Annotated in this window: 11 protein-coding genes; 5 read left to right on the forward strand and 6 right to left on the reverse strand. The window is 65.5% G+C overall.

The annotated features are described in order from the left end of the window. The 4 genes from pepN to glgC all read right to left on the reverse strand — a co-directional run bounded on the left by pepN (position 1) and on the right by glgC (position 6,630). On the reverse strand, positions 1 to 2,640 hold the full coding sequence (gene pepN, locus G6N77_RS04015; protein ID WP_165180721.1) for an aminopeptidase N: 2,640 nt from the start codon (positions 2,638 to 2,640) through the stop codon (positions 1 to 3). A 74-nt stretch (positions 2,641 to 2,714) separates the two neighbouring features. Continuing rightward, the gene (locus tag G6N77_RS04020) at positions 2,715 to 3,770 is read right to left on the reverse strand and encodes a YeiH family protein (RefSeq protein WP_165180722.1); all 1,056 of its coding nucleotides are present in this window, start codon (positions 3,768 to 3,770) and stop codon (positions 2,715 to 2,717) included. Further along, on the reverse strand, positions 3,764 to 5,203 hold the full coding sequence (locus tag G6N77_RS04025; protein WP_165180723.1) for an SDR family NAD(P)-dependent oxidoreductase: 1,440 nt from the start codon (positions 5,201 to 5,203) through the stop codon (positions 3,764 to 3,766). Before G6N77_RS04025 ends, G6N77_RS04020 begins: the two co-directional genes overlap by 7 nt. Continuing rightward, the gene (gene glgC, locus G6N77_RS04030) at positions 5,200 to 6,630 is read right to left on the reverse strand and encodes a glucose-1-phosphate adenylyltransferase (RefSeq protein ID WP_165180724.1); all 1,431 of its coding nucleotides are present in this window, start codon (positions 6,628 to 6,630) and stop codon (positions 5,200 to 5,202) included. Before glgC ends, G6N77_RS04025 begins: the two co-directional genes overlap by 4 nt. A gap of 104 nt (positions 6,631 to 6,734) precedes the next feature. Between glgC and glgA the strand changes: the two genes are divergently transcribed. The 3 genes from glgA (at position 6,735) to G6N77_RS19750 (ending at position 9,744) form a co-directional block, all read left to right on the forward strand. Beyond that, entirely contained in the window at positions 6,735 to 7,934 is a 1,200-nt protein-coding gene (gene glgA / locus G6N77_RS04035) for a glycogen synthase (protein WP_165180725.1), read from the forward strand. A 182-nt stretch (positions 7,935 to 8,116) separates the two neighbouring features. Next, complete coding sequence (locus G6N77_RS04040) at positions 8,117 to 8,854, forward strand: DUF6318 family protein (protein WP_165180726.1); 738 nt, start codon at positions 8,117 to 8,119, stop codon at positions 8,852 to 8,854. A 254-nt stretch (positions 8,855 to 9,108) separates the two neighbouring features. After that, positions 9,109 to 9,744, forward strand: coding sequence for a PKD domain-containing protein (locus G6N77_RS19750; protein ID WP_240901665.1), 636 nt, complete (start codon positions 9,109 to 9,111; stop codon positions 9,742 to 9,744). A 195-nt stretch (positions 9,745 to 9,939) separates the two neighbouring features. On the opposite strand, the gene G6N77_RS04050 is transcribed toward G6N77_RS19750, so the two are convergent. Both G6N77_RS04050 and G6N77_RS04055 read right to left on the reverse strand, forming a co-directional pair. Further along, a complete protein-coding gene (locus tag G6N77_RS04050; RefSeq protein WP_165180727.1) occupies positions 9,940 to 12,015 on the reverse strand; it encodes an acyl-CoA dehydrogenase family protein in 2,076 nt (691 codons plus the stop codon). A 51-nt stretch (positions 12,016 to 12,066) separates the two neighbouring features. Then, positions 12,067 to 12,777 (reverse strand): TetR/AcrR family transcriptional regulator, encoded by a 711-nt coding sequence (locus G6N77_RS04055; RefSeq protein WP_262453777.1) that lies wholly within the window; start codon positions 12,775 to 12,777, stop codon positions 12,067 to 12,069. 64 nt (positions 12,778 to 12,841) lie between these two features. Between G6N77_RS04055 and G6N77_RS04060 the strand changes: the two genes are divergently transcribed. Both G6N77_RS04060 and G6N77_RS04065 read left to right on the forward strand, forming a co-directional pair. Next, entirely contained in the window at positions 12,842 to 14,164 is a 1,323-nt protein-coding gene (locus G6N77_RS04060) for an acetyl-CoA C-acetyltransferase (RefSeq protein ID WP_165180729.1), read from the forward strand. 26 nt (positions 14,165 to 14,190) lie between these two features. After that, a complete protein-coding gene (locus G6N77_RS04065; RefSeq protein ID WP_165180730.1) occupies positions 14,191 to 15,573 on the forward strand; it encodes a 3-oxoacyl-ACP reductase in 1,383 nt (460 codons plus the stop codon).

Consider the following 15,573-nt stretch of genomic DNA (forward strand, 5'->3'; position numbering starts at 1 on the left):
CTATTCGGAAACCGCCTGGGCCGACAACGCACGGACCAGGTGGTCGCGCTGCTCCACCACCAGCCGGCGCAGGCCGGTTGCCGCATCGCCATTGGCGGCCAGCCACAGGTCGGTGCGGGCCACCACGGGATGGTCCGTGGGGGCCGTGCCCGGCGCGAGGTCCTGGTGGGCGGGGAACAGCCCGCGCACCAGCCGCCCGGCAATTTCTATGCTGCGTTCCGCCCAGAACCCGTTGAGCGCGGCAAAGTACGGTTCAATGTAGGGCTGAAGCAGGCTGTGCCCGCCCACCATGAAGCCCTCCAGCGTGGCGCTGAGCAGTTCGTTGGTCAGTTCACTGCCGTCCACTGCACTGCGCCACGCCTCGGCCTTGACGGCGGCGTCGGGGAAGCTGGCCCAGGCCGTCAGCCGGCCCACGCGCGTCTCGGCGGTGGTTTCCTTGGCCAGCTCGGCGTCCAGCTGGCCGGTGGTGGCCTGCCCGCGGGCCGCGAGGGCCTGCCACAGCAGCCAGCGCAGTTCGCTGTCCACGTTGAGCCCTGTCGGCACCTTCACCCCGTCCAGCAGCTCGCGGATTCTCCCGGTGGCGGCATCGGCACCGCGCCCCAGCGCGGCCAGGGTGCGGGCCCACACCAGTTGCTCGTCGCCGCCGGCCTCCGCCGCTTCCAGGTGATGGACGACGACGGCCAGCAGCCCCGCGCGGGCCTCGCCGCGGGTGCCCGGCTGGCAGTAGTTGGCCACAGCAAACCGGGCGTTGTCCACCAGCGACTGCAGAAGCGAAATGTCCGGCTCTCCCGCCGCATGCCGGCTGACCGCGTCCACGTAGCTCCGGGCAGGCACCAGCCCGTCCCGGACGGCGTTCCACAGGGATGACCAGACCAGGCTGCGGGCCAGGGGATCCGCCACGGCACCGAGGGATTCCAGGGCTGTGGCATGGGATGCTGGGTCGAGTCGCACCTTGGCGTAGCTGAGGTCCTGGTCGTTGACCACCAGCAGGGCGGGCGCGGGGAAGCCGGAAAGTTCAGGCACTTCCGTCTCCGGGCCGGCCACGTCGATCGTCACCGAGTGGGTCCGGGCCAGCCGGCCGTCGTCGTCCCAGCCAAACAGCCCCACCGCGAGCCGGTGCGTTCGAAGCGCCGGAAGGCCCGTCACCGGGTCCGTGGCTTCCTGTTCCACCACCACGGAGCTGATCTTGCCGTCGGCAAGCTCAATGCGAGGCGTCAGGGTGGAGATGCCGGCGGTTTGCAACCAGTCGCCGGCCCAGGTGGACAGGTCACGCCCGGATGCCGCTCCGAGGGGGGCCAGGAGGTCCTTCAATGAGGTGTTGCCGTACTCGTGGGCGCTGAAATACCCGCGGGAGCCTTCCATGAACGCTTCCCGCCCCACGTAGGCCACGAGCTGCTTGAGCACCGAGGCACCCTTGGCATAGGTGATGCCGTCGAAGTTTTGCTTGGCCGCCTCGAGGTGGGGGATGTCGGCCACTATGGGGTGGGTCGTGGGGAGCTGGTCCTGGACATAGGCCCACGCCTTGCGGCGGCTGGCGAACATGGTCCAGGACTTCTCGCCCCAGGGGGTTGCCTCCGCCACGGCCAGGTGCCCCATGAAATCGGCAAAGGATTCCTTGAGCCAGAGATCGTCCCACCAGCTCATGGTCACCAGGTCCCCGAACCACATGTGTGCCATTTCGTGCATGATGGTGTTGGCCCGCTGCTGGTACTGCGTGTCCGTGGCGCGGGAGGTGTGGATGTAGGACTCCGTGAAGGTGACCAGGCCCGGGTTTTCCATGGCGCCAAGGTTGTATTCGGGCACAAAGGCCTGGTCATACTTCCCAAACGGGTAGGGGTAGTCAAAGGCCTCGTTGAAGAATTGCAGCCCGGCCTTCGTCACGGCAAAGATCGGGTCCGTGTCAAAATTGGCCGCCAGCGAGTTGCGGCAATAGGCCGTCAAGGGGATTTCCAGTTCGCTGCCGGCGTGGGCGCTCTCGGGCCCGAAGACCATGCTGAACTGGTCGGAAACCTTGAAGTACGGCCCGGCCAGGATGGTGGTGATGTAGGTGGAAATGGGGAGCGTGGGGGCAAAGTCCCAGGTCCCTGTTACTGTAGTGCCGCCGTCGTCCATGGCCGTGTCCGCGTAGCCGGTGACGGACTGGTTGGAGGCCACCTCCCAGTGCGCCGGGGCCGTGACGTGGAAGGTGAAGGGGGCCTTCAGATCGGGCTGCTCAAAGTTGGCGAAAACGCGGCGGGCATCCGCCGGCTCATACTGCGTGTAGGTGTAGACCAGGCCGTCGGCGGGATCCTCGAAGCGGTGCAGGCCCTCGCCTGAGCGGGAATACGCTGCGGTTGCCGTGACAGTCACTTCATTGTCCAGGGCCAGGCCCGGGAGGTGGATCCGGGCTCCGTCCACAGCCTTGTCCAGCTCCAGGGACAGCCCGTTCAGGACCACGGATTCAACGCCCAGGCCGATGAAGTCAAGGAAGGTTTCGGCGCCGGCCCGCGCCGCGCTGAAGGCGATGGTGCTCCTGGTCCGAAAGCCCGGCTCGGCAAGGCGTGTCGCGTTGCCGATGTCCACGCAGACATCATAGTGGTGGACGGTCAGAAGGGCTTTGCGCGTGGCTGCCTCGGCACGGCTTAGATTTGAATTCAACACCGTTTCATTCAACCACGCCTCCGGCGGGACGCCGGGCCGGCGCCGGCCCGGCGCCGGCCCGCAGGCTGCCCCGCCTACGCCCCCATGAGGTGGACGGCGCCAAAGGCAAGTGCAGCTATCAGCGCCCAGGAGCAGAGCGCCATGACGGTGGCCCGGGCTCCCGTGTGCAGCAGCTGGCGAACCCGCACGGATGCCCCCAGCCCGAACAGGGCCGCACCGAGGGCCACGTCCTGCGCAACGGAGCCGGCCTCAATGGCAGCGTGGGGCAACAGCCCGGTGGTGCGCAGCACGATCATCGCCAAGAACCCGATCACGAACAGCGGAACCACGGGTGGGAAGCGCGGCCTTTCGGCGCCGTCGTCCGGGGCGCCCGCGGCCAGCGCAAGGCGGGTGTGCCGGCGTCGTTCCAGGCCGCCCACCACACCGACAATTGGCGCCAGCAGCACCACGCGGGTCAGCTTGACCACGATGGCGGCGCTCAAGGCCACCGTCCCCGCCGTCTGTGCCGTGGCAACCACCTGGCCGACGTCGTGCACGCCGGCGCCCACCCACTGGCCGAACTGGAGCGCGGTCAGGCCCAGCGGGTGCATGAGCAGTGGCAGCACGCCGATGGCCAGCGTGCCACACAGCGTGACAAGGGCCACGGGCAGCACGGTGTCGCTGTGTTTGGTCCCCTTGACTGCGGCCATGGCGCCAATGGCGGACGCCCCGCAGATGGAGAAGCCCGTGGCAATCAGGAGCGGGGTGTCGCCGTCGAGCCTGAACAGCTTGCCCAGCGCGAAGGTGCCGGCGAAGCTCAGGAGCACCACGCCCACAATCAGCGCCACGCTCACCCAGCCCAGCGCCGCAATGTCCCCGAGGCTGAGCTTGAGCCCCAGAAAAATGATCCCAACGCGCATGAGGTGCTTGCCGGCGAAGTTCAGCCCCTTCCTCAGGGGCCCCTCGCACAGCGATGCGGTCCCCGGCAGGTTGACCGCGGCAATTCCCAGCACGACGGCGATGGTCATGGCCGGCAGCATCGGCACCACCTGGTGGACTGCCAAGGCGACGCCGACGGCAGCCAGTGCCGCCGCCAGGCCTGGAAGCAGCCGGGCTGTGTTTGCCCGCCAGCCGTCCGCGGCTGTTACCACGGGCTCTGCCGATAGTCCTTGAGGAAGACCCCAAACTGGTCTTCGCCGGATTCTCCCATGACGATGGGATCGTAGACCCGGGCGGCGCCATCCACCAGGTCAAGGGGGGCGTGGAAGCCCTCCTCGGCGAGGCGCACCTTGGTGTAGTGGGGGCGCTCGTCAGTGATCCACCCGGTGTCGACGGCCGTCATGAGTATGCCGTCGGCGTCAAACATTTCCTGGGCGCTGGTGCGGGTGAGCATGTTAAGGGCCGCCTTGGCCATGTTGGTGTGGGGGTGGCCGGGCCCCTTGTAGGCGCGGGAGAACTGGCCCTCCATGGCGGAAACGTTCACGATGTATTTGCGGCGGGCGGGGGAGGCTGCCATGGCCGGGCGGAGGCGCGAGACCAGCAGGAACGGGGCCGTGACGTTGCACAGCTGGACCTCGAGCATTTCCAGCGGATCAACCTGGTCCACCACCTGGGTCCAGCTGTTGATTGCGGCCACGTCGGGGACCAGGCCGCCGGCGTCGATGGCTGTGCCGGCTGCAACCCGTTCAAGCGACGCCGATCCCATGGACAGGGCGAGGGCGGCAATTTCGTCCCCTCCCATCCGGGGCAGCTCGGACATTTGGCTGGCCAGGGCCAGGGGGTGCTTGTCGTGGGCGTGGCCAAAGGTGACCAGCTCCGGCATGGGGGTGTCCGTGGGCAGCGGCTCCAGCTCGGCGTCGACCAGTGGCTTGTAGGCGTTGCCGGAGCGCCTGACGGTTTGCGCGGCGTTGTTGATGATGATGTCCAGCGGCCCTGCCTCGGCCAGGGAATCCGTCAGTGCCATGACCTGGGAGGGGTCCCTGAGGTCAATGCCCACTATGCGCAGGCGGTGGAGCCATTCTGCGCTGTCTTCCATGGCAGCGTAGCGGCGGGCCGCGTCCTTCGGGAAGCGGGTGGTGATGGTGGTGTGCGCCCCGTCGCGGAGCAGCCGCAGGGCAATGTACATGCCAATTTTGGCCCGGCCCCCCGTCAGCAGGGCGCGCTTGCCGCTGAGGTCGGTCCGCGCGTCGCGCTTGGAGTGGTTAAAGGCGGCACAGTCAGGGCAGAGCTGGTGGTAAAAGGCGTCAACCTCTGTGTAGTGCTGCTTGCAGATGTAGCAGGGGCGGGAACGCAGAAGCGTCCCCGCCGTCCCGCCTGTTGCCGAGGGCTTGAGTTTATTGCCCCGGGTTTCATCATCAATTCGGTCCGGTGCTGCCGTGGCCGTTTTGGCAATTACCGCCCGGTCCGCATCATTGACGGCATCCCTTTTAACATTTCTGCGATATCGCTTGACAGCCTTGAACATTTTTCCCGTGGCACGGCGAATACGTATATAGTCCGGATTTTCTTCGTCGTAAACATGAATATTCTCCAAAACCTTGATGCAATTTTGGATTTCCTCGGGTGTCAGTTCAGCGGCAGTCACTCCGCAATTTTAGCCGGTTCACCGCCAGATTCCGATTCAGCCGCTTCCAGCTGGTTGCCGGCCACCTTGTCCATGGTTGCCTCGAGGGCGGCGTCGTCGCGGATCGCCAGCTTCAGTGCCGCCGGAAGCTCGGCGGCCGCCGCCTTGGCCAGCGCCAGTTCGGCAGCGTCCGGCGGGGAGACCACCTGCCCCTTGGACAACACCGTCAGCCCGGATTCGGTGATGGTGAATCCGCGTGCGCGGTCCAGCTCATGGTCCACGCCGATGGTGGCGCCTGCCGGGATCTTCACGTTCTTGTCAATGATGGCCCGGCGCACCACAGCCCCGCGGCCCACCATGACCTTGTCCATGAGCACGGAGTCCTGGACGCGGGCTCCGGTGCCCACGAACACGTCGTTGGAGAGGACTGAATTTTCCACGACTCCTCCGGACACCACCACGCCGGGGGCCACGATTGAATCCAGCGCGGTGCCGATGGAGTTGTGCTCGCCATGGACGAACTTTGCCGGCGGCGACACGGTGTTCCGGGTGAAGATGGGCCAGGCCCGGTTGTACAGGTTGAATATGGGCAGCGGCGAGATCAGGTCCATGTGGGCCTCGTAGTAGGAGTCGATGGTGCCCACATCACGCCAGTAGTTGCGGTCCCGGTCGGTTGCATCCGGGATGTCGTTGGTGCTGAAGTCGTAGACGAATGCCTCGTCGCGATCCACGAAGTAGGGGATGATGTCCCCGCCCATGTCGTTCTTGGTGTCTGCCTTCGCGGCGTCCTGTTCGAGGGCCTCCACCAGGGCATCGGTGTCAAACACGTAGTTACCCATCGATGCCAGGAACTGGTCCGGCGCCTCGGGGAGTCCGGGCGTGGATTCCGGCTTTTCCACGAAGGCGGAGATCTTGTGTGCCCCGACCACGCCGGTGTCGAAGGAGGTGTCCACTTCGATGACGCCGAACTGGTTGGCCATTTCAAGGGGCTGGCGCACGGCTGCCACGGTGGCGCGGGCCCCGGACTTGATGTGGTTTTGCACCATCTGTTCAAAGTCCATCCGGTACACGTGGTCGGCCCCGACCACCACCACAATGTCCGGCTCCGCATCCCCGATGAGGTTCATCGACTGGTAGATGGCATTGGCACTGCCCAGGAACCAGCTCTTGCCGCGCCGCTGCTGTGCCGGCACGGACGCCACATAATTGCCCAATTGCGTGGACATGCGCCACGTTTCGGAGATGTGGCGGTCCAGGCTGTGCGACTTATATTGCGTCAACACCACAATTCTGAAGTACCCGGAATTAGCAAGATTTGACAAGGCGAAATCGACCAGCCGGAATCCCGCAAAGGGGACTGCAGGCTTGGCGCGGTCTGCTGTCAAGGGCATCAACCTCTTGCCCTCACCGCCCGCCAAAACTATCGCCAGAACTTTCTTGACCGACATGTGACAACCTCCGACAGCTTGAATGTTGCAAGGAAATGCGCCCCGTGGACGGGTGGAACACCTTCACACTAGAACAACGTCTCCGAAGACACTACATTGGGAGGGTGCGTATCGATATTGTGACAAAAGAATTTCCCCCGGAGATTTACGGCGGCGCCGGAGTCCACGTAGCCGAGCTCAGCCGCGTGCTGGCGTCAAAGGTTGAGCTGCGGGTCCATGCCTTCGGCGCGGACCGCCCGGCAGACTTCCATGGCGCCACGGTTTCCTCGTATGGAAACCTGCCTCAGCTGGCCTCCGCCAACCCCGCAATGCAGACGTTGGGGGTGGATCTGCAGATCGTCCCCGACATTGCCGGTGCCGATCTGGTGCACTCACACACCTGGTACGCGAACATGGCTGGCCACCTGGCTTCGCTGCTTCATGGCATCCCGCACGTGCTCAGCGCCCACAGCCTGGAGCCGTTGCGCCCGTGGAAGGCGGAGCAGCTTGGCGGAGGCTACGCGTTGTCGTCCTGGGTGGAGAAGACCGCCTATGAGGCGGCCGCCGCGATCATTGCCGTGTCCGACGGCATGCGCCAGGACATCCTGCGCAGCTATCCGGACGTGGACCCGGACAAGGTCAAGGTCATCCACAATGGCATCGACGTCGCCGCCTGGCAGCGCGATGAGAAGGACGACGTCGTCCGTTCCCTTGGGATTGACCCGTCCCGTCCCAGCGTGGTGTGGGTGGGGCGTGTTACGCGTCAAAAGGGGGTGCCGTACCTTTTGAAGGCGGCCGCCGCCCTGCCACCGGAAGTGCAGCTGGTGCTGTGCGCCGGGGCCGCGGACACCCCGGAGCTTGGCGCGGAAGTCAACGCACTCATTGAGGGGCTGAAAGCCGCGCGCGACGGCGTCGTCGTCATAGAACGCATGCTGCCGCGCAACGAGCTCATCCAGGTCCTGAGCCACGCCACCGTTTTCGCCTGCCCGTCCATTTATGAACCCCTGGGGATTGTCAACCTTGAGGCCATGGCGTGCGGGGCCGCCGTGGTGGCCAGTGCCACGGGGGGAATCCCCGAGGTGGTGGCCCACGGAGAAACCGGGCTTTTGGTTCCCCTGGAGCAGTTGTCGGACGGAAGCGGCACCCCGCTTGACCCGGACAAGTTCGTGGCCGACTTTGCCTCAGCGCTGATCGAAGTCCTCAAGGACCCGGCCCGTGCGCGGGCCATGGGGGAGAAGGGTCGCGTACGCGCGCAGGACCACTTTTCTTGGGAATCCATTGTGGAACAAACGCTGGACGTCTACCGGAGCGTGCTGCCCAAATAGGCCAGGAGCCTCGTTGCTGTCATTCATTCAGGCTGGCGTCCACGGGAGATGGTCAATCAGGGTTGCCCAATATTGCCTGTGGATAAGCTGTGGCGGGCCTGCGCCAATTCGGCTAGCTTGGTAGATAGCTAGGCCGGGGGACCGCGAGGAGGCGGCCTCGGGGGACTGGGGCGGGGGCTCTTATGACAACGGACTTGCTCACCATTGGGCGCACCATTCATATCTGGGCGGGGCGTGCGGGCCGGGGCCAGGCCGAAGCCAACCCGCCGCGTTCCCGTGTCTTGCATTCCCGTTTCCTGGCCACGGTTCTGGGTGCCGTGTTGCTGGCGGGCTGCTCATCCGCCGCCCCGCCGGTAGCTGGCAGCGGGTCGCCGGGACACCCACCCACAACAGCAGCGGCCACCGCCGCCGCAACTGCCGCGCCGACCAATCCGCCGACGCCGGCCTACAAGCCGGCCACGGCGGCCGGCCCGGCACAGAACGTGCCCGTACCCGTGCTGCCTGCCAAGGCCAAGGAATTCTCCAAGGAAGGCCTGGAAGCCTTCGCCGCCTACTGGTACTCCACCCTCGGCTACGCATATGAGACCGGAAATGTGGCGCCGATGGTCGCCGTGACTGATCCGTCGTGCAAGTCGTGTGCCGGGGCACAGGAGTCAATCTCGGCCCGGTATGGCGACGGTGGATGGCTGGTGGGAGGGCAAATGGTGGTGCACTCGTCCACCAGCACTTTCCATGTAACTCCAGAGAGCACTTATCAAGCGATCCTGCTCATTCACCAACAGCGAGTGATCTCTTACAACGCGGACAAGACGGTCGACGTCGACATCCCTGCCATGACGCCGCGTGCGGACATAGTCGTTGCTTCGTACCATGACGGACACTGGACTGCTCAAAAGGCCGAACACCTGACCAAGGACTAACGATGACAACGCGTCGGTGGGGCTTAGCCGTATTTTGCACCTTGGTGCTCATAAGTGTCGGCCAAAACTCTTGCACAGCAGGCGTCGGGACAAATTTCATAGGTTGGCAGGACCAAGGCGTCCAAACGGACACTTGGAATCGGACGCCTGACGGGATGTACAGCAACCTGCCGAATCTTGGTCCGAATGATCCCTATTTGTACAAGTATTCGGCGGCGTGCGCGGCCGTAAACAACTTGGAGCCCACAAGTTGCATGGACGGCCGGGCGGCATGTACGCAAGCCAAGGGCGGACGGCTGGTCGACTGGTACCGGTCCCTCAAGCCACCAAGCCCAGTTGAATGGACGCTGATTGCACGCGCAACTTGCATCTATGCGGAGAAGCCAGTCAGCGTCCTTGATCAAATCGCCGGGAGGATCGAGCACGAGTTCAAGCAACTCCCCGTCGCCCCCGCCACCATCGGCTCCCAGCCCGGACCCCACACCCTGCGCGGGAACAACACCAACTTCTACGCCAACGCGACCGAACAAACCTTCAACATCACCCTTCTGGCCCAAGAAGTCCACATCACCGCCACCCCCACCGCCTACACCTGGAAGTACGGCGACGGCACCACCCTAGGACCCACCCCCAGCCACGGCGCCCCACTGCCCCAGGACCGCATCGGCGAACCAACCAAAACCAGCCACGCCTACACCACCACCGGCAAATACACCATCACCCTCACCACCCACTACACCGGCACCTACACCGTCAACAACGGCCCCACCCTCCCCATCCCCGGCCAAGGAAACATCCCCTCCCCACCCCTGCACCTCACCGTCTGGCGCGCCATCACCCGCAACTACGCCGACAACTGCAACCAAAACCCCACCGGCACCGGCTGCTAAACCACCCCACGCACCAACAACCGAGACAACCACGTGGTTATCTCCAACCTCAACGACCGGGCACGTGGTGATCTCCAACCTCAACGATCGGGGAGGTGGTGATCTCCAACCTCAACGACCGGGCACGTGGTGATCTCCAACCTCAACGATCGGGGAGGTGGTTATCTCCAACCTCAACGAAGGCTTTGACGCGACTTAGCGGCGGGCGGCAGCCTTCGCCTTGTGGATCAACACCTTTTCGTCCACGGGTGCGTCCTTGCTGGCCCGCAGGGTGCGGAAGTAATCGCGGGCCTCGTCCTGGCGTTCGCGCTCAATGCCGCTGGCAATGGTGGCGCGCAGGTGTTCGGGGCCGTAACCAAAGGCGTCCACCAGCTCCAGGGCGTGGGGGCGCAGCTTGGCCAGCACGCGGTTGACATAGGGTGAAAGTGCCCGGGCCCGCTGCATGGAAATCCGCCCGTTCATCAGGTACCAGTCCAAGTGCTTTTCCATGAGTGTCAGGCCAAAGAGATCACGCAGCCGCGTGAGCACCTTCCGGGTGCCGGCGTCGTCAATGGTGTGCAAGGCCTCCGTGAACGCCTCCCACTGCAGCAGCTCGGCGTGGGCGCGCGCTGCCTCGATCAATTCATTCTGGTGTTCGTTGAAGATTTCCGCGCCCCGCTCCTTCGGCAGTTTGGCAGCCTCCTTCAGGGAAGCGGCCACGGCGGCAACCATGGTCTGCACCCGGTCCGCCAGCATGTCGTGCTGGGTGCCTTCGTCCTTCAATGCCTTCGCCGACTTTTGGGCTGACCCGGAGTCGGCAACGAACTGGGCCACCTGCCGCAGCCCCGTCTTGTTCAGCGTCAGGTCTGCGGCCTGCCCCACGACGAAGCGCGCCAGGACGCCGAAGTCGAGATTGCGGAACTCCTTGGAGTAGTCGGCCAGCAGCCTCTTGGCCACCAATTGCAGGAGCACCGTGTTGTCGCCCTCAAACGTGGCGTACACGTCAAGGTCGGCACGCAGCGACGTGAAGCGGTTTTCCACCATGAATCCGGCCCCGCCGCAGGCCTCGCGGCATTCCTGCAGCGTGTCGAGGGCATGCCAGGTGGACAGTGACTTCAGCGCTGCCGCCAACGTTTCCAGGTCCTGGCGGTCCTCATCCGTGTCATGCGCGCCGGAGAACACGTCGTCGAACTTGACCAGCAGCTGCTCGTGGGCGAAGGCCGCGGCGTACGTGGTGGCCAGGCGGGGGAGCAGCCGCCGCTGGTGCCGCTGGTAGTCCAGCAACACCACTTCCTCCGTGTCCGACGCCGCATTGAACTGCCGGCGCTCCGTGGCGTACTTGACGGCAATGGTGAGCCCGACCTTGGCCGCAGCCACTGCGGCGCCATCCAGCGACACCCGGCCCTGGACCAGGGTGCCCAGCATGGTGAAGAAACGCCGTCCGGGGCTGGCTATGGGCGAGGAATATGTGCCGTCAACGGCAACATCGCCGTAGCGGTTCAGCAAGTTGGTGCGCGGGATGCGCACGTTGCTGAAATGCAGCCGCCCGTTGTCGATGCCGTTCAGGCCGCCCTTGATGTTGTCGTCAATGCCGCCCACTCCCGGCAGGAATTCCTTCGTGGCAGGATCGCGCAGCTCAACGTAGAAGGCGTGCACGCCGTGGTTCACGCCGCGGGTGACCAGCTGGGCAAAAACGACGGCGGCCAGCCCGTCAACGGCCGCATTGCCGATGAATTCCTTCCACGCCGCGCGGAATGGCGTGTTGATGGTGAACTCTTCCGTGGCCGGGTCATAAGTGGCAGTGGTCGCAATCGAGGCAACGTCGGAGCCGTGGCCAATCTCCGTCATGGCAAAGCAGCCCGGAGTCTCCAGTGACATGATGCCGGGCAGCCACTTGTCCTGGTGGGCCGCCGTGCCAAGGTGCAGCACTGCGGAACCAAACAGGCCCCACTGGACGCCGCCCTTGATCTGCAAGGATGGGTCGGCGATGACCAGTTCCTCGAAACCTGCCACATTGCCGCCGTGGTCGTTCTCGCCGCCCAGCCGTTCGGGGAATGCGCGATGGACGCCGTTTTGCTCCACCAGGATGCCCATCTGGCCAAACACTCGCTTGCGGTGTTCCACATGGCCCAGGCCCTCCACTTTGTGCAGTTCGGGCATGCCGGCCAGTGCACGTGCCTGCAGGCGGACCTCGGCCCACCTGCCCAGGAGCGCCCTGCCGAGGACTTCGACGTCAACCGCGGCGCCGTCGTCGTGGGCTGGCTTGGCCGAGGGTGTCAGTACGTCAGTCATGAAAATCCTTTTGCTTGAAATTGTTGGACGGGGAGGAATTGAAGATGGGGGCTACGGGACCGGCGAAGCCGCAGGGGCGACCTGGCGCCACACTCCGTCGAAGAGCCAGGCGGCCATCTGTTCAGCCATGGCGGCGTGTCCGGGCCTGGCCGGGGAGGGCGGAGTGTTGAGCCACAGCTCGCCCGCCGTCCGGACCAGGCCAATGGCGGCCGTGGGCCAGTAGCCCAGGAGCGGCGAGTTGGAGTCGCCGAGGATGTCGCGGAGGGGCTCGGAAATCATGGCCGTGACGGCGTCAAAGAAGCCGCTGAGTTCCCCCGCCTCCAAGGTGCCGCCACCTGTTGGCGCCGGAACGGGGGCCGTGACAAAAGCATAAACATTGGGTGACGTCTCAGCCATCTGCAAGTAGGCCTCAACCATGTTGACAAGCCCTTCCCGCGGCGTGCGGGCAGTCTTTCCCGCCGCCACGATGGTTTCGCGCATCTGTCCGATCACCACCTTGCCCACCGCCAGCTGAAGCCCGGCCTTGTCGCCAAAGTAGCGGTAAAACACCGACTTTGAGGTTCCGGCGTTGACGGCAATGTCCTCCATGGAGGCATCGGAACCAAGGTGGTGGATGGCCCGCCGGGTGGCCCTGATGAGCTCACGACGGCGTTCCTCGCGGTGCGCTTCCCACCTCACTGAACGCCCGTCCACCGTGGGGCCGGGCGCGGCAAGGTGAGGGGCAGGGGAAAGGGTGGCCTGTCCGTTCTGTACCGTGTTCACGATACCCAGCGTATCAGGTACGCTGGGTATCAGTAACCGCAGGCCATCCCTAGGAGAATGCTCCATGAATGCAACAACCACACCCGCATCCGGCGTCCGCAAGGCGGTCGTTGTCGGCGGCAACCGCATACCGTTCGCACGGGCAGGGGGCGCCTACGCGCACTCGTCAAACCAGGACATGCTCACGGCCGCCCTCGACGGACTCGTGGCCCGCTTCGGCCTGCAGGACGAAACCATTGGGGAAGTGGCTGCCGGCGCCGTGCTCAAGCACTCCCGCGACTTCAACCTCACCCGCGAAGCAGTGCTGGGTTCGGCCCTTTCGGCGACCACCCCGGCATACGACCTTCAACAGGCCTGCGCCACCGGCATGGAGGCCGTTATCGGGCTCTCCAACAAGATCAAGCTGGGCCAGCTGGACTCAGCCATTGCAGGAGGCGTTGATTCAGCCTCCGATGCACCCATCGCCGTCAGCGAGGGCTTGCGCGCCATCCTCCTGGACCTCAACCGGGCCAAGACAACCGTGGACAAGGTGCGGATCCTCGCCCGCATCCGCCCCAAGGACCTCTCCCCGGACGCCCCGTCAACCGGGGAACCCCGCACCGGCCTGTCCATGGGCGAACACCAGGCCCTGACCACGGCGCAGTGGAAAATCAGCCGCCTCGCCCAGGACGAACTGGCCCTGGCCAGCCACAAGAACCTTGCCGCCGCCTATGACCGCCACTTCTTTGATGACCTGATCACGCCCTACCGCGGCCTGAGCCGGGATTCCAACCTGCGCGCCGATTCCACCATGGAGAAGCTCTCCACCCTCAAGCCTGTCTTTGGGCGCAACCTGGGCGAGGCCGCCACGATGACGGCGGGCAACTCCACCCCGCTGACGGACGGAGCATCCACCGTGCTCCTGGCCTCGGAAGACTGGGCAGCTGCCCACGAACTGCCCATGCTGGCCAATGTGGTGGACGGCGAGGCGGGCGCCGTCGACTTTGTCCACGGCAAGGATGGACTGCTCATGGCGCCGGCGTTTGCCGTGCCGCGCCTGCTGGCCCGCAACGGCCTGACGCTGGCGGACATCGACTACTTTGAAATCCACGAGGCCTTTGCCGGCACCGTCCTGAGCACCCTGGCTGCCTGGGAGGACGAAGACTTCGGCAAGACCCGGCTTGGCCTCGATGGCGCATTCGGTTCCGTGGACCGCGACAAGCTCAATGTCAACGGCTCCTCCCTGGCGGCAGGCCACCCCTTTGCCGCCACTGGAGGACGGCTGGTGGCCACACTGGCCAAGATGCTCCACGAACGAGGCCACGTCGACGGGCGCCCGGCGCGCGGACTGATTTCAGTCTGCGCCGCAGGCGGCCAGGGCGTGGTGGCGCTGCTGGAGGCCAGGTAACCATTATGGGAGACGGCACACGCGCCATGAAGGTGCAATCAGACAAGTACACGGAATTCGTCAGCCGCGGCTTGGGCAAGGACCTGGCCAAACGCCTGGGCCTGCCCCAGCCGGCCGTCCTGCGGCGCTATGAACCGGGGGCGCCTCTGGTGCAAGGCCCGGTCCTGGTGCTCGGACATTCCGAGGGTGCCGACGCCGTTGCCGCCGTGCTGCTCGGATGGGACCAGGACGTGCGGCGCCACGCAACGCCCAAAGAGAGGCTCGGCGCGGTGGTGCTGGTGCTGGACGAGCTGGCACATCCGGACCAGCTTTCGGCTCCGCTGCGCGAGGCAGGATCCTCGCTGCGGGACCTGGCCCGCAATGCCCGGGTGGTCAGCATTTCCCGCCCCGCGCTGGCCGAGGACTCGCCGGAAGTTGCCGCCGCACGCCAGGGCATCGACGGGATCATGCGCTCCCTCGCCAAGGAACTGCGCGGCGGGTCCACAGCCAACGGGGTCCTGCTGGCCAATGACATCGCCGCCGACTCGCCCAGCGCCATGTCCGCCCTGCGCTTTTTCCTCTCCGCCCGCTCAGCCTTTGTGGACGGGCAATTCCTCACGGCCTACGCAACCGGCGAACCAGTTGGTCAAGGCACCGCAGAATCCCGGGAAGCCGCCGAAGCGGACTGGGGGCAACCGCTTAACGGCAGGGTCGCCGTCGTGACCGGGGCCGCACGCGGGATTGGGGCAGCCATTGCCCGCACCCTGGCCCGGGACGGGGCAAAGGTGATTGCCGTGGACGTGCCCGCTGCCGGGGACCACCTGGCCCAGGTGGCCAACGAAGTCCGCGGCACCGCCCTGCAATTGGATGTCACGGCCACCGAGGCGGGTGGGCGCATCCTGGACCACGCAGCCCAGCGGCACGGCCGGCTTGACATTGTGGTGCACAACGCCGGCATCACCCGGGACAAGCTGCTGGCAAACATGGACAGCGGCCGGTGGGACTCGGTGGTGGCAGTCAACATTGCCTCCCAACTGCGCATGAACCAGGCCTTTTTGGCCAGCAGCCACTTTGCTTCCCATCCGCGCATCATCAGCGTGGCCTCCACCAGCGGCATTGCCGGCAACCGCGGCCAGACCAACTATGCGGCGTCCAAGGCGGGCGTCATCGGCATGGTCCGGGCCACGGCGCCGCTGCTGTCCGGGCGGGGCGGCACGGTGAACGCCGTGGCGCCCGGCTTCATTGAAACGGACATGACGGCCAAGATTCCGTTTGCCACCAGGGAAGTTGCCCGGAGGCTCAACAGCCTGCAGCAGGGCGGAAAGCCTGAGGACGTGGCCGAGGCAGTGGCCTACTTTGCCCAGGCGGCCGCCGCCGGCGTCACGGCCAACATCCTGCGGGTGTGCGGGCAAAACCTGGTGGGCCAGTAG

The sequence above is a fragment of the Arthrobacter silviterrae genome (assembly GCF_011045165.1).
In the GTDB taxonomy this organism is placed as follows: Bacteria; Actinomycetota; Actinomycetes; order Actinomycetales; family Micrococcaceae; genus Specibacter; species Specibacter silviterrae.